Annotated in this window: 12 protein-coding genes; 2 read left to right on the top strand and 10 right to left on the bottom strand. The window is 61.2% G+C overall.

Annotated features, from left to right (window positions below; all coding sequences use genetic code 11):
- Nucleotides 1-218: 218 nt before the first annotated feature.
- From TX23_RS13055 to pilM, 7 genes are all read right to left on the bottom strand, one after another.
- The gene (locus tag TX23_RS13055) at nt 219-1,802 is read right to left on the bottom strand and encodes an SPOR domain-containing protein (protein WP_057702503.1); all 1,584 of its coding nucleotides are present in this window, start codon (nt 1,800-1,802) and stop codon (nt 219-221) included.
- 10 nt (nt 1,803-1,812) lie between these two features.
- Nucleotides 1,813-2,913, bottom strand: a complete 1,101-nt coding sequence (gene aroB / locus TX23_RS13050) for a 3-dehydroquinate synthase (RefSeq protein ID WP_057702502.1) — start codon at nt 2,911-2,913, stop codon at nt 1,813-1,815.
- A gap of 125 nt (nt 2,914-3,038) precedes the next feature.
- Nucleotides 3,039-3,557 carry a shikimate kinase AroK gene (gene aroK / locus TX23_RS13045; RefSeq protein ID WP_057702501.1) on the bottom strand — a complete coding sequence of 173 codons (519 nt, stop codon included), beginning with the start codon at nt 3,555-3,557 and terminating at the stop codon, nt 3,039-3,041.
- Between the two features lie 4 nt (nt 3,558-3,561).
- The gene (locus tag TX23_RS13040; RefSeq protein WP_057702500.1) at nt 3,562-4,887 is read right to left on the bottom strand and encodes a type IV pilus secretin PilQ; all 1,326 of its coding nucleotides are present in this window, start codon (nt 4,885-4,887) and stop codon (nt 3,562-3,564) included.
- A 69-nt stretch (nt 4,888-4,956) separates the two neighbouring features.
- Entirely contained in the window at nt 4,957-5,928 is a 972-nt protein-coding gene (locus TX23_RS13035) for a pilus assembly protein PilP (RefSeq protein WP_057702499.1), read from the bottom strand.
- Entirely contained in the window at nt 5,925-6,476 is a 552-nt protein-coding gene (locus TX23_RS13030) for a PilN domain-containing protein (RefSeq protein ID WP_057702498.1), read from the bottom strand. Before TX23_RS13030 ends, TX23_RS13035 begins: the two co-directional genes overlap by 4 nt.
- Nucleotides 6,473-7,129 (bottom strand): type IV pilus biogenesis protein PilM, encoded by a 657-nt coding sequence (gene pilM, locus TX23_RS13025; protein ID WP_057702497.1) that lies wholly within the window; start codon nt 7,127-7,129, stop codon nt 6,473-6,475. The genes TX23_RS13030 and pilM overlap by 4 nt, the downstream gene beginning before the upstream one ends.
- A 232-nt stretch (nt 7,130-7,361) precedes the next feature.
- Between pilM and TX23_RS13020 the strand changes: the two genes are divergently transcribed.
- Entirely contained in the window at nt 7,362-9,833 is a 2,472-nt protein-coding gene (locus TX23_RS13020; RefSeq protein WP_407071381.1) for a penicillin-binding protein 1A, read from the top strand.
- 251 nt (nt 9,834-10,084) lie between these two features.
- On the opposite strand, the gene TX23_RS13015 is transcribed toward TX23_RS13020, so the two are convergent.
- From TX23_RS13015 to rpmE, 3 genes are all read right to left on the bottom strand, one after another.
- The gene (locus TX23_RS13015; RefSeq protein ID WP_005784034.1) at nt 10,085-11,353 is read right to left on the bottom strand and encodes a malic enzyme-like NAD(P)-binding protein; all 1,269 of its coding nucleotides are present in this window, start codon (nt 11,351-11,353) and stop codon (nt 10,085-10,087) included.
- A 182-nt stretch (nt 11,354-11,535) separates the two neighbouring features.
- On the bottom strand, nt 11,536-12,342 hold the full coding sequence (locus tag TX23_RS13010; protein WP_057702495.1) for a thermonuclease family protein: 807 nt from the start codon (nt 12,340-12,342) through the stop codon (nt 11,536-11,538).
- 14 nt (nt 12,343-12,356) lie between these two features.
- Nucleotides 12,357-12,587: a 50S ribosomal protein L31 gene (gene rpmE / locus TX23_RS13005; RefSeq protein WP_049710411.1), complete on the bottom strand. Its 231-nt coding sequence runs from the start codon at nt 12,585-12,587 to the stop codon at nt 12,357-12,359.
- A gap of 215 nt (nt 12,588-12,802) precedes the next feature.
- Between rpmE and TX23_RS13000 the strand changes: the two genes are divergently transcribed.
- Nucleotides 12,803-15,022: a primosomal protein N' gene (locus TX23_RS13000; RefSeq protein WP_057702709.1), complete on the top strand. Its 2,220-nt coding sequence runs from the start codon at nt 12,803-12,805 to the stop codon at nt 15,020-15,022.
- Nucleotides 15,023-15,162: the final 140 nt, after the last annotated feature.

Here is a 15,162-nt window from a genome sequence, read left to right as displayed (position 1 = left end):
TCACAAATTTAGCGACGAAATGTCGCAAATCTATGTCGCATTTATGAAAGGTTTAAAGCGATATGCTGTGCTAGTCAAAACTTTTTTAATTCTGACCGCTACGACTCAAAAGCTACTGTGGCGCAGACACCACAAAGCGCGCGGCCTGTAAGGGCAGCACGCACTTGCGGATTTTTTTGAGGTGCCGGGAGGGCGGCCTGGGTAAGGCCGCCGAATCTTCAGCGAGTTGCTGCCAGTTCTTGTTGAACGCTGGCAACAGTGCGAGGCCAAGGTTTACCAGCCTGGACCTTCGCTGGCAAGGCCTTGATGGCAGAATCGGCTGCGGCGCGGCTTGGGAAGCTGCCGTAGGTGATCACGTAGAGAGGCTTGCCGTTGAGCACTTTCTTGAAATAACGGTACTGACCGCCCTGCTCTTTGACGAACGCCTGGGCGTTGGCTTCGGAGCTGGTGCCGAGGATCTGTACCACAAAGTTGCCGGTAGGCTGGCTGCTGTACCAGCTGCTGCCGGCGGCGCCGGCCTTGGCCACGGTGGCGGCTGGTTTTTCAGCAGGCTTGGCGGCCGGGGCTGGTTTGGCGGCTGGCGCCGGCGCAACAGGCTTGGTCACCGGAGCAGGCTTGGCGGTGGCCACGGTCGGCGCCGGAGTCGGAGTCGGAGCAGGCTTGGCGACCGGAGCAACCGGCGTCGCAGGCACACCGGCCGGTACGCCTGCAGGTGGCGCGGTGGTGGTCACAGTCGGCGGCGTGGCGCTGGAGCCTTCCACCGGCACACCGTCGTCGCCTTCGGAGATGCCACCGGCCTCTTCGGCCAGCGGGCCGCGCATCACAGGTTGGCCGACCATCGGCAGGTTGGTCGGTTGGCCGGAGTTGGCGAACTCGACATTGGGAGTGGGCTTGCCCAGTGGCAACTGCGCCTGCTCAGTTGGCGCGCCGGTGGTTGTCGGTGCCTTGTTGCGACCCGGGATCAACCAGGCGGCGGCTACAGCGACCACGACAACGGCGGAAATAGCCAATACGTGCTTCTTAGGCATAGTGAACCCCATCTTTGGACGCTTGACCGCAGAGCGGCTGGCAATCATGGCTTCGATCATGGCATCGCGGGCAACCTGGTTGATGTTTCCAGGCCAGCCATCGGAGCTTTCGTGAATATCAGAGATCTGCGCAGCGGAGAAAAGTTCGATACCGGCCCCGGCACCTTCGAGGCGCTGAGCCAGGTATTCGCGGGTCTCTTCCTCTTCGTACGGCTGCAATTCGATGACGTGGAACAGCTCTTGCTCACCGCTGATCTGCTCCAGGTCGGCGATCAACGACGACTCGCCAAACAGGAACACATGGGGGCGGCCTTCCGGCGTGCCTGCGGCCAGCGCCAACAGCGCTTCCAGGGCGGACTCGTCGAGCTGCTCGGCGTCGTCGACCAGCAGGTAGACTTCCTGGCCGGTCAGGCCCAGTTGCACCACTTGCTTGAGAATCGCATTCGGCTCGGCGTTGGCTACGTCCAGGGCCTGTGCAGCCTGGCGCAGCACGCCCGCGGCATCACCGGCGCCACGGGCCGATACCACCACGCTCTGCACCGATTGCTTGTTGGTGCTGGCGACCAGCGCCTGGCGCAGCAAGGTCTTGCCACTGCCCAACGGCCCCGTGACCACCAGCAGCAACTGGCTGTAACGCGCCAGATGATGCAGTTGCCCCAATACCGGCTTGCGCTGGGCGGGGAAGAATTTGAAACCGGGCACCCGTGGAGCGAAAGGGTCATGGCTCAAGTGATAATGGCCGAGGAACGCCTCGTCGGCATGCAAACTAGTCATCGGGATCTTATTAACCTTTAAGCTGGGCCAGGGCGCGGTAATCCGCTCCCAGCGTGGCCTGTAAAATCTCTTTCGGATAATCGTCGGTCACGACCGCCTCGCCCATGTGGCGCAGCAGTACCAGTCGCAGTCGACCGTCGATCACTTTCTTGTCTATTGCCATATGTTCGAGAAAATCTGCCTCGGTCATCTGTGCTGGAGGGATGACCGGCAAACCGGCGCGCTGGAACAGGCGGATACCGCGATCGCGCTCTTGAGCGCTGATCCAGCCCAGGCGTTGCGACATTTCCAATGCCATCACCGTGCCAGCCGCTACGGCTTCCCCATGCAGCCACACACCATAGCCCATGTGCGTTTCGATCGCATGGCCGAAGGTATGGCCCAGGTTCAGGGTAGCGCGCACGCCGGACTCCCGCTCGTCGGCATTGACCACCAGTGCCTTGGCGGCGCAGGAGCGGGAAATCGCTTCGGTCAGGGCCACCTGGTCGAGCGCGCGCAGAGCGTCTACATGTTCTTCAAGCCAGCTCAGGAAGGGCTCGTCGCAGATCAGCCCGTACTTGATGACTTCCGCCAGGCCCGCCGACAACTCACGCGGTGGCAGTGTGTTGAGGGTCGCGGTGTCGATCAGCACGGCCTGTGGCTGGTAGAACGCACCGACCATGTTCTTGCCCAGCGGGTGGTTGATACCGGTCTTGCCGCCCACCGACGAATCGACCTGGGACAACAAGGTGGTCGGCACCTGGATAAAATCCACGCCGCGCTGGTAGCAGGCTGCGGCAAAACCGGCCATGTCGCCGATCACACCGCCGCCCAAGGCAACCACGGTGGTCCGACGGTCATGACGCGCAGTCAGCAGGCCATCAAAGATCAGTTGCAGGGTTTCCCAGTTCTTGTGGGCTTCGCCATCAGGCAACACCACAGAGATCACCGAATACGCCGCGAGGCTGCGGCTCAAACGCTCAAGATACAGCGGCGCAACCGTTTCGTTGGAGATGATCGCCACCTGCCGGCCAGCAATATGCGGCGCGAGCAGTTCGGGCTGGTCCAACAGACCTTCGCCAATGTGGATCGGGTAGCTGCGCTCGCCTAGATCGACCTTAAGTGTCTGCATGTTTCCCCGCGTTGAAGATGTATTGACGATCGGCAATGCCGAGATCCGACATTACCTGATGGCTCTACGCCACACCTCACAAGGTTATGGCGCGCCGCCGAGAATAGCGCATTTCGGGCCAGGCTTTAACGGGGTGGCAACCGGTGCAGACGCTCAAGAATATCGAGCACCACCATCCGAGGGGGTCGCTCATCGGTTTCCACCACCAGATCGGCAATTTCCCGATACAGCGGATCACGCAGCGCCAGCAGGTCCCGCAGGGTTTTTTCCGGGTTGGCCGTGCGCAGCAACGGGCGATTGCGATCGCGGGCGGTGCGGCCCACCTGCTGCTCGACCGATGCGTGCAAATACACGACCCGACCACCGGCATACAGCGCTCGACGGTTTTCGTCGCGCATGACGGCGCCACCGCCGGTCGCCAATACCACGCCATCGCAGCCACACAGCTCGGCAATCATCGCCTGCTCGCGGTCACGAAAACCCAGCTCGCCTTCTTTATCGAAGATCCATGGGATATTGGCACCCGTGCGCAATTCAATTTCCTTGTCGGAATCTTTGAACGGCAGGCGCAGCTCTTTGGCCAGCAAACGGCCGATGGTGCTCTTTCCAGCCCCCATCGGCCCTACAAGAATCAAATTTCGCACAGAATCAACGACTCACAGCAATCGCCTGGTTATTCATGATACGCGGAGTCAGGAATACCAGCAGCTCGGATTTTTTCTCCGCCAGCACATCGCGCCGGAAAAGGCGGCCAAGATACGGCACATCGCCCAAAAATGGCACTTTATCTACCACTTTGCTTTGGGTATTGGAGAAAACCCCACCGATGACGATGGTCTCGCCATCTTTGACCAGCACCTTGGCGTTGACCTCGTTTTTCTTGATCGGCGGTACGTCATTGAGCCTGTTCAAGTAATCGGGCTCATCCTTGGTGACCTTGACCGCCATGATCACATGATCGTCGGGGGTGATTTGCGGCGTGACCTCCAGCGAAAGCGAAGCCTCCTTGAACGACACCGAAGTAGCGCCCTGGGAGGTGGACTCCTGATAGGGAATTTCGGTGCCCTTGAGGATGCGCGCCGTCTCCTTGTCGGAGGTGACCACCTTGGGCTGGGAAACGATTTCGCCGTTGCCGGTTTTTTCCATGGCCGTCAGTTCAAGGTCCAGCAGCAGATTGTCGGTGATGTAGGCCACACCCAGGCCCGAGGTGCCGGCCAGCGAACCCAAGTCGACAAACGGGGAGCTGGGCGGGTTTTGCGGCGGCTCGGCGCCGCCTGCCACAGGTTTGGAAATACCTCCCACACCTGCACTGCCACGACTGAGCCGCCCACCCCAGCGCACGCCCAGGCTTTTGTCGTAGTCGACGTTGGCCTCGACAATTCGCGCCTCGATCATCACCTGGCGCACGGGAATATCCAGTTGCGCCACGATGCGCCGCAGCTCATCGAGCCTTTCGCCGGTCTGGTAGGCGATGATGTTGTTGGTGCGGTCATCCACCGCCACCGAGCCGCGCTCATCCGTGGCGCCCTCAAAACCTGTAACTGACTGGAACAACTTGGCCAGATCCGCTGCCCTGGCGTAATTAACCTGCAGCAGCTCTCGGCGCAGCGGCGCCAGTTCCGCCATTTGCTTGCGCGACTCCAGCGCCAGCAGTTCGCGAGCGGCCAACTCATCGGCAGGCGCCACCAGCAACACACCGGCTTTCACGCGTTTATCCAAACCTTTGGTTTGCAGCACCAGATCCAGCGCCTGATCCCAGGGTACATCCTTGAGCCGCAGGGTAATTGAACCCTGCACTTCATCGCTGGCCACCAGGTTGAGCCCGGCGACATCGGCGATCTGTTGCAAGACCGCCCGCAGGTCGATGTTCTGAAAATTAAGGTTCATCCGCGAGCCTGTATAGCTGACCGACGCTGCACTGTCGGGCGGCGGCAGGTGGGTCAGGTCCAGGCGATTGGGCACAGCAGCAGCCATCGGTGCCGTGAACGCTATCCATAGCGCCACACCGAAGGACGAGAAAGTCCTTTTCATTGTTTTATTCCGTTATGAGTTGACGTTCAACACAAGGGTTCGAGGGCGCTCAAGCCAGCCGCCCTGTTCATCGGGAAACCGCTCGACCAGGTCGATAGACGCGTCTTGAATGGCCGTGACCTGACCATGGTCCGGGCCCAGGTAGTCACCAACCGCAATCCGATGCACCCTGGATCCGGCACGCAGCAGGGCAAAAGCTTGTGCCCCCAGCGACAGCGTGCCGACCATTTCGAACTGTTCAATGGTCATGCCTTCCAGCAGCCCCCGTGGCCGAGCGAGATCCGGCGCAAGGGCCGGTCGCCCCGGCACACGGGTCACTTGCAACGCAGGCGGCTGAAACGGGTCGCGCACAAACGATGGCGTGTAGACAAATGGCTGGCCCGGGTCAACCGCTTCGCGGACCGTGGCGCTTTGCGTGGTCCGCCGATAGGCCTTTGCCAGCATGTTCAGACGCAGCAAGGCGCCGTCATGCCCCAGAGCAACATCCTGCACGGTGACGACTCGCGGCAACCCACCCAGGGCAGCGACGAATGCCGCCAAATCGTGGTACGCCCCGGTGGCACCGATTTGCATGGGTTGCTCGATAAAGAGCGGACGAGGCTCTTCATCCAACACCGTGATGCCTTCAACCCACACCCCATTGGCAACCGCCAATCGCGCGATATCTTCAAGCAAGGCAGGCACCTCGGACTGGCCGGACAACTGCCCTAGAAGGCCTGCGACCTTGCTCTCCATTGCCCTGAACTGATCAGTGCGCGCCTCAAGGCTGGCGGCCAGCTCGGCTTTTTCCGCCAACTGCTGCTGTAACGCTTGCTCCCGCGCCTCGAACCCGTGCAGTCGATCACGCGAGGGGCTCAGGTACACATCCTCTCCCATCAGCAGCACCAGAGCGGCCAGCCCACAGCCAGCAAGGACCTTGCCAGGCAAGGGCCATTTAGCAGCGTTGTGCAAGAGCGCGGGAAAATCGAGCCTGGGCAGGCTCATGGCTGCGCCTCGCTGGATTCCCCCTGGCGCACCATCAGCTGAAATTCACTTTCGCCACGTGCACCTTCGGCCTGCACGCGCTGCAGACGAGTCGAGCTGGAGCCCTGGGATGGCTTGAGCTGCTGCATCAAACGGGCGATATCCTGGTTGCTTTCAGCCGTGCCGCGAATGCTGATGGTGTCGCCATTGGCGACCACCTCATGCAAATGGACACCTTCAGGCATTGCACGAGCCAATTGCTCGAACAATCGAGCGCCCGAAGAACGGGAATCATGCAGGTCCTGCACTACCTTCATACGCTCGGCCACTTGCTGGCTACGCTCCTGCAGGTCGTCGATGGTCCTGATGCGCGAATCCTGGGCAGCCACATCCTCACCCAGGCGACTATTGCGGCTCACTTGCCGGTCTATTGCCTGGTCGATCACCTGGTCAGCCAGCCACACGGCCGCCAGCGCCACGCAGGCAAATGCCAGCAATAGCACCATGAAATATCTGCGCTTACGCTCTGCCAGCGCCTGGCGCCAAGGCAAAAGATTGATTCGTGTCATCCAGCGAAACTCCTCAGGGCCAACCCGCAAGCTACTCCCATCCCTTGGGCATCCACGGCCCATTGTGCACCATCGACTCGATGACCCGGCGTGAAGCTGGCAAAATCCTGACGGCAAGCGCGCGCCAATGCAAACCCTTCGACATCGACCACCCGCGGCACCAGCCCCGCCAGGGCCAAAACTGCGACTCGCGCGTCGACCTGCTCGCGCAGACAAGCCGCCAACATCACTTCAACCCACTGCGGCCCTTGGGCCGATGGGCCCTGGACCTGAAAGTCGATCGCCACCTCATCCAAAGGGTAAGGAATGAACTGATCGGCCTCCATCTGGATCTTCCAGGCCATTTCTTCGTCGCTAAGGCCCGCGTCCATCTCGACCAACCGCGTGATCACCGAAGGGCCCGCCACTGCCACAGCAGCGTGCCTGGCCGACGTGCGCAGGCAGGATAACGCCTGTTGTAAGGCTCGCCCCACGCCATCGATGTCCAGCACGGCGCCATCGACCACCGCATGGGCGGGCAGCACTTGAGTGGCATAGCCCTGGACACTGAAACCAGCCGGTGAACGATCCAGTTCGATCAGCTTGATACCGCTGTCATTGATGTCGACACCCAAGACGGTGTCGGCTTTTCGCCTGAAAAATCCCTTTCCCATAAAACTCCCTAAAACTTTCCCTGTCATACCGGCTGTCATATCGTTTGATTGCTGCCAGGCACCCTGCATTCGGTCGGCTTGTTCGCGGCACGCGAATGACGCCCCAAGCTGAAAAATGCTTTAATGCCCGGCGTTTTTTCCCGCTTTTTATCTGCTGCCCGGGTCGATCCATCGTTTGCCATGCATCCCCGACGCGTAACTCATTCTTTTCTCTGGAAATCCAAAAGCCTTGATTCGTCTGCTGAAGTTTTTCGGGTACTCCATTGTCGCCATCGTTTGCGGGCTGCTGCTCGTACTCAGCGGGGCCTACCTCTACCTTAGTCCGGGTTTGCCCTCCGTAGAGGCCCTCAGAAGTATCCAGTTGCAGATTCCTTTGCGGGTCTACAGCAGCGATGAAAAACTGATCGCGGAGTTCGGCGAAATGCGCCGCACACCGATCCGTTTCGCCGACATTCCACCCAATTTCATCAGCGCATTGCTGTCGGCAGAAGATGACAATTTCGCCAACCACTACGGCGTCGACCCCAGCAGCCTGGTGCGAGCAGCCACACAGTTGGTAAAAAGCGGACACATTCAATCCGGCGGCAGCACCATCACCATGCAGGTGGCGAAGAACTTCTTCCTCACCAGCGAGCGCAGTTTTTCGCGTAAAGCCACCGAGATCCTGCTGGCGCTGCAGATTGAACGCCAGCTGACCAAGGACGAAATCCTGGAGCTGTACGTCAACAAGATCTACCTGGGCAACCGTGCCTACGGCATTGAGGCCGCCTCCCAGGTCTACTATGGCAAATCGATTCGTGACGCCAGCCTTGCGCAGATGGCCATGATTGCCGGCCTGCCCAAGGCGCCGTCGCGCTTCAACCCGCTGGCCAACCCGGCGCGCAGCAAAGAACGTCGCGACTGGATCCTGGGGCGCATGTACAAGCTGGGCAAGATCGACCAGGCCGCTTACGAAAGCGCCGTGGCCGAGCCGCTGAACGCCAGTTATCACGTGCCGACGCCGGAAGTGAATGCGCCGTATATCGCCGAAATGGCCCGTGCCGAAATGGTTGGCCGTTATGGCAGCGATGCCTACACCGAAGGCTTTCGCGTGACCACGACGGTTCCGAGTAACTTGCAGGAAATCGCCAACCACTCGGTGCATGAAGGCTTGATCACTTATGATCAGCGTCACGGCTACCGCGGCCCCGAGTCGCGCCTGCCGGGCAAGACCCTGAGTGCCTGGACCACCGAACTGGGCAAACAGCGCTCGATCAGCGGCCTGGAGCCGGCCATCGTCACCGAGGTGACCAAAGATGGCATCCAAGTGTTGACCCGCGCCGGCGAAGCCCACGTGGCCTGGGACAGCATGAAATGGGCGCGCCCGTTCCTGAACACCAACAGCATGGGCCCGATGCCCAAGCAACCGTCCGACGTGGCCAAGGTGGGTGATTTGATCCGCGTGCAACGCCAGAAGGATGACAGCCTCAAATTCAGCCAGGTGCCAATTGCCCAGGGCGCCCTGGTATCCCTTGATCCGCAGAACGGCGCAATCCGCGCGCTGGTAGGCGGCTTTGCCTTTGAGCAGAGCAACTACAACCGCGCGATCCAGGCCAAGCGCCAGCCGGGTTCAAGCTTCAAGCCATTCGTCTACAGCGCCGCCCTGGACAACGGCTACACCGCCGCCAGCCTGGTCAACGACGCGCCGATCGTGTTTGTCGACGAATACCTGGACAAGGTCTGGCGTCCGAAGAACGACAACAACACCTTCCTGGGTCCGATCCGCATCCGCGAGGCGCTGTACAAGTCGCGCAACCTGGTGTCGATCCGCCTGTTGCAGGCCATGGGCGTGGGCAAGACCATCGACTACATGACGCGCTTCGGCTTCGCCAAGTCGGACCTGCCGCCCAACCTGTCGCTGGCGCTGGGTACCGCAACCCTGACGCCGATGGAAATCGCCACCGGCTGGAGCACCTTTGCCAACGGCGGCTACAAGATCGCGCCGTACCTGATCGACAAGATCGAAAGCCGCAATGGCGACACCCTGTTCACCGCCAACCCGCCACGAGTGCCCGGTGATGTGGTCAATGGCGTGGCCGCAACCGACGGGCTGGCGGCACCGAGCAACGGCGGTATCACCATCGAGCCGACGCCAGGTACGCCAGGTACGCCAGCGGCCGCAAACGCCGGCGCACCCGCCGAACCGCAAGCGCCAGCAGTTGCCGAGCGCATCGTGGATGGCCGTACCACTTATATCCTCAACAGCATCCTGCAAGACGTAATCAAGAAGGGTACCGGCCGCCGCGCACTGGCCCTGGGCCGTGCGGACATCGCCGGCAAGACCGGTACCACCAACGAATCCAAGGATGCCTGGTTCTCCGGTTATAACGGCGACTATGTGACCACGGTATGGACGGGCTACGACCAGCCGGAAAGCCTGGGCCGCCGCGAGTTTGGTGGCACCGTCGCGCTGCCGATCTGGATGAGCTACATGGGCGCCGCGCTCAAGGACAAGCCGCTGCACACCCAGCCGGAGCCGGAAGGCATCCTGAGCCTGCGCATTGACCCGATCAGCGGCCGTGCGGCTTCGCCGAGCACGCCCAATGCCTACTTCGAACTGTTCAAGAGCGAAGACACGCCGCCGTCAGTCAACGAACTGGGCAATGGCGTGGCACCGGGCAGCCCGCTGCCGGCGGATGAAGGCGCGCCGATCGATTTGTTCTAACCCGATCCAAGACGCAACATAGCTGTAAATGTAAGAGAGGGCTTGCCCTAACGCCTGTAGGAGCGAGCTTGCTCGCGAAAAACTGACAGGCGCCGCGTTCATTCAGACAGCACGCGTTATCGTTGACGTTTTTCGCGAGCAAGCTCGCTCCTACAGAGGGCGAATGTACGTTTAACTCTTGAGATAATTGCCAGCCAACAAAAAGCCCCGACTCGCGAGAGCCGGGGCTTTTTGTTGGTGCGCTAAACGGCTTAGCCGTTGAACACATCATCCACGCTTTGCAGCGGGTAGTTCTTTGGATACGGCAGGGTTGCTACACCGGTCTCGATCGCGGCCTTGGCCACGGCATCGGAGATCAGGGTGATCAGGCGCTTGTCCATTGGCTTTGGAATGATGTACTCACGACCGAACTCCAGCTTGGCACCGCCGTAGGCGTCGCAGACATCCTGAGGCACCGGCAGCTTGGCCAGTTCACGCAGGGCGTTGGCGGCCGCTACTTTCATTTCTTCGTTGATGCGCTTGGCGCGAACGTCCAGGGCACCACGGAAGATGAACGGGAAGCCCAGTACGTTGTTGACCTGGTTCGGGTAGTCCGAACGGCCGGTGGCCATGATCACGTCGCTGCGGGTGGCGTGAGCCAGCTCAGGCGAGATTTCCGGATCCGGGTTGGAGCAGGCGAACACGATCGGGTTCGGCGCCATTGATTTGAGGCCTTCAGCGCTCAGCAGGTTCGGGCCGGACAGGCCAACGAACACGTCGGCACCGTCGAGGGCGTCAGCCAGGGTGCGCTTGGAGGACGGATGGGCAAACATCGCCTTGTACTGGTTCAGGTCGGTACGCTCGGACTGGATCACGCCCTTGCTGTCGACCATGTAGATGTTTTCCAGCTTGGCGCCCATGCTGATGATCAGCTTCATGCAGGAAATGGCCGCAGCACCAGCGCCCAGGCAGACGATCTTCGCCTCACCCAGGGTTTTGCCGGCGATTTCCAGGGCGTTGATCATGCCGGCTGCGGTAACGATCGCGGTGCCGTGCTGGTCATCGTGGAATACCGGAATGTCGCACTGCTCGATCAGGGCCTTTTCGATCTCGAAGCACTCAGGTGCCTTGATGTCTTCCAGGTTGATGCCACCGAAGGTGATGGAAATGCGCTTGACCGTGTCGATGAAAGCCTGCGGGCTCTCGGAATCGACTTCGATGTCGAAAACGTCGATGCCGGCGAAGCGCTTGAACAGCACGCCTTTGCCTTCCATGACTGGCTTGGATGCCAATGGGCCGAGGTTACCCAGACCAAGGATCGCGGTGCCATCGGAAATCACTGCAACCAGGTTGCCCTTGCCGGTGTACTTGTACGCCAGCTCTGGGTCACGGGCGATTTCACGTACGGGTTCGGCAACACCAGGGCTGTAGGCCAGCGACAGGTCGCGGGCAGTGGCAGTGGCTTTGGTGAGCTCTACACTCAGCTTTCCTGGACGAGGATGGGCATGGTATTCGAGAGCGGCAGTTTTCAAATCAGACATATCGGCATTCCGCTTTTACTGTTGGTCGACGGACCGCCGAGGATACGCGTGTCGTAAAGTCCCTACAAGACTGGGCAGTCACAGGTGTCAAGGGCCCTGGGCTACGACTTTTGGCCAAGAGCCACGGGATACAAGGGCTACAACTGTTCACAATCGAAATAAAAAATGTCTACAATTTTTATTCAAGGCGTCGATTTCAGCATGACGGGATCGGTCAGGGGCAGCAGCCAACGCGATTGACCTTTTTTCAAGCGTCCTCGACGAGAGCGATCCTGCACCCAGCCACGCGCCTCGATAGTGTGGCCTTGCAGACCATTGAGCAGGGCTGCATCGAATTGGCTGATCAGATTGGGTGCAATGCGTAATACCAATGAGCCCTGCAACTCAATCCAGATTCCGCCGCGATTGCGCTCGATCTTGCTGACCCGGCCCGTGACCAGTGCAAATCCGGAGCGCTTGAGTTGCGCCGCGGTCTGTACCGGCGATTGGCGCCACAGGCCGAGCTGCGCCTGGCGGGCGCTGTTTTCGGCGGCCTGCTGGCAGGCGACCAAGTCTACGTTTGGCGCCACGCCCACCTGAAAACCCAAGCCTTCGGCAAGCAATTGCGCCTCCAGATTCTCGCCATCGGCGCCGTAGAGGTGGGCCAGGGTGCGCCCGTAATGGTCCTTGCCTTCGCGCCCCGGCACCAGGCCGACACGCCCATCACTGGCCTGCACCAACGCCTGTAGACGCTGGCGCGCAGCCACGGCAAACGGCTCGTCAGTACGGCCCTTTTTGCCGGTCTCCGGCGCATTGAGGCCGATCATCCGCACGCTGCGGCCATCCTTGAGGCGTACGGTGTCGCCATCCACCACGCGCTGCACGTCTACCCGCGCCATGGATGCTGGCGCCGGGCAGAATACCGCAGCCTGAGCAGTCGCCAGCCAAATCCCGGGCACAAAAAAGGCGCCCGCAAGGGACGCCTTTTTCAACAGCTGGCAAAAGCCCATAAGGCTTTTGAGCCTTACTCTGCTGGAGTAGCAGGCTTCTTGCCGAAAGCACCAAAGCGATCTGCGAAGCGCTGTACACGGCCGCCGGTGTCCAGAGTTTTCTGCTTACCGGTGTAGAACGGGTGGCACTCGTTGCATACGTCAGTACCCAGTGGCTTGCACAGGTTCGAACGAGTTTCGAACTTGTTGCCGCAGCTGCAGGTCACTTCGATGGTTTCGTACGCTGGATGGATATCGGCTTTCATGGCACTTCCTCGGGCTAGCGTGCCGCCACTCGACACTATTGTCGAATACCGCACGTAATTAGGCCGCGGATTCTACCAGACCTTTTTAAACGCGCAAGCGGCGCTACTGGCCAAAAACCTCCTTTCATCAGAAAACCGTGGCATACCCAAGCCATCCCCGCTCTGCTAGGCTCGCGCCCCTGCACCACTGCCTGCCTTTATATGAGATGCCCCGCGTGCCCGACGCCATTTTGCGCCTAGCCCTGCCCTCCCCCTTGCGCCGCCTGTTCGATTACCGGGCTCCGGCCGGCGTGCTGCGGGCGCAGTTGCAACCGGGGATGCGCGTGCGCGTGCCGTTTGGACGCAGGGAAATGATCGGCATCCTGGTGGAGGTCACGGACCACAGCGAAGTCCCGGCGGAAAAACTCAAGCCGGCACTGGCCATTCTCGACGCCACGCCGCCGCTTCCGCCGGCCCTGTTCAAGCTGTGCCTGTGGACTGCGCAGTATTACCAGCACAGCCTGGGCGATACCTTGAGCTGGGCGCTGCCGGTGTTGCTGCGTCAGGGCGAACTGGCCGAAGCGCGCCAGGAGCGGTTCTGGTCGATGGTGCCCGGCGCGCGCCTCGACGATCCGCGCATCGCCCGTGCCCCGCGTCAGCGCGAAGCCCTGGCCACCTTGGCCCAGCACCCCCATGGCGTGGCCCATCAGCTGCTGAGCAAGCTGATGTTGAGCAAGGACAGCCTGGACCTGCTGCTGGCCAAGGGCCTGGTACAGGTAGAAATCCGCAAGCACGCTCCGGACCCACGCCATGAACATTGGCTGGCCCAGCCGGAACTACCGCTGAACCCCGAGCAACGCGCCGCCTATGAGGCGATTCGCGCCGGTTTCGACAGTTTTCATGCGTTCCTGCTGGCGGGCGTCACCGGCAGTGGCAAGACCGAAGTGTATTTGCAGCTGATCCGCGACACTCTGCAAGCTGGCAAGCAGGCGCTGGTGCTGATCCCTGAGATCAACCTCGGCCCACAGACCCTGGCGCGTTTCGAGCAGCGCTTCAACGCGCGCATCGCTCTGGTGCACTCGGCGGTCAATGACCGTGAGCGCCTGGAGTCGTGGCTGGCGGCGCGGGACGGCGAGGCGGACATTATTATCGGCACCCGTTCGGCGCTGTTCACCCCGATGAAAAATCCCGGGCTGATCATCATCGACGAAGAGCACGACGGCTCCTATAAACAGCAGGAAGGCCTGCGTTACCACGCCCGCGACCTGGCGCTGGTACGCGCTCGCCAGGAAGACATCCCGATTGTGCTGGGCTCGGCCACGCCGTCCCTGGAAAGCCTGCATAACGCCTACACCGGCCGTTATGGCCTGCTACGCATGAACGAGCGCGCCGGCGGCGCCAAGCAACCGCGCTTCCTGCGCCTGGACGTGAAAAGCCGCCCGCTGGACAGCGGCATTTGCGGCCCGATGCAACAGGCCATCGGCCAGACCCTCGCCGCAGGCCAGCAAGTATTGGTGTTCCTCAATCGCCGCGGCTTTGCACCGACCCTGCTGTGCCATGACTGCGGCTGGATGTCGGAGTGCGAGCGCTGCGATGCGCGCATGACCGTGCACCAGCGCTACGGCGAATTGCGTTGCCATCACTGCGGCCATGTAGAGCGGGTGCCGCGCCATTGCCCGCAGTGCGGCAAAGTCGACTTACGCCCGGTAGGGGCCGGCACCGAGCGCGCCGAAGAGCGCCTTGGCATTCTGTTCCCCGATTATCCGGTGCTGCGGGTCGACCGCGACAGCACGTCGCGCAAAGATGCAATGAACCAGTTGTTTGCCACCATTCAGAAAGGCCAACCGTGCATTCTGATCGGCACGCAAATGCTCGCCAAAGGGCACCACTTTCCACGGGTGACACTGGTGTCGATCCTGGACGCCGACGGCGGGTTGTTCTCCGGGGATTTCCGCGCCAGCGAACGCATGGCGCAGCTGATCGTGCAGGTGGCGGGGCGCGCCGGACGGGCCGAAGAGCCGGGCAAGGTGATTATCCAGACGCACCTGGCCGATCACCCGCTGCTGATTCAACTGACGGAGCAAGGCTATTTTGCCTTCGCCGAACAGGCATTGAGCGAACGCCGCGCTGCCGGCCTGCCCCCCTTTGCGCACTTGGCGTTACTGCGTGCCGAAGCCCACAAACCCGGGCAGGCCGAAGGCTTTCTTGATGAGGCCTGCAGCGCCGCCGAACGTTTATTGGGCGAACTGGCCCTCAGCGGCATCGAACTACTCGGCCCGGTGCCGGCGCCAATGGAGCGGCGCGCCGGACGTTATCGCGCTCAACTACTCTTGCAGGCAACCTCCCGCGCTCCGCTGCATCGGCTATTAAGTCGCTGGATGCTTGAGCTGGAGCAACTGCCCAGCGGTCGGCAGGTGCGATGGTCGTTGGATGTAGACCCGGTAGATTTGTATTGAGGGTAATTACGTCATCGCAGGCAAGCCAGCTCCCACATTATGAAATGTGAATACCCTTAAATGTGGGCGGGCTTGCCCGCGAAGAGGCCCGCAGGTCCGCCATATAGTCTGAACGGTTGGCAAGCCCGCCCTCGCCACGG

It is taken from the genome of Pseudomonas paralactis, from assembly GCF_001439735.1.
GTDB classification, from domain to species: Bacteria; Pseudomonadota; Gammaproteobacteria; order Pseudomonadales; family Pseudomonadaceae; genus Aquipseudomonas; species Aquipseudomonas paralactis.
The sequence above is the reverse complement of the archived record's forward strand: the minus strand, read 5'-3'. Positions and strand labels throughout refer to the sequence as shown.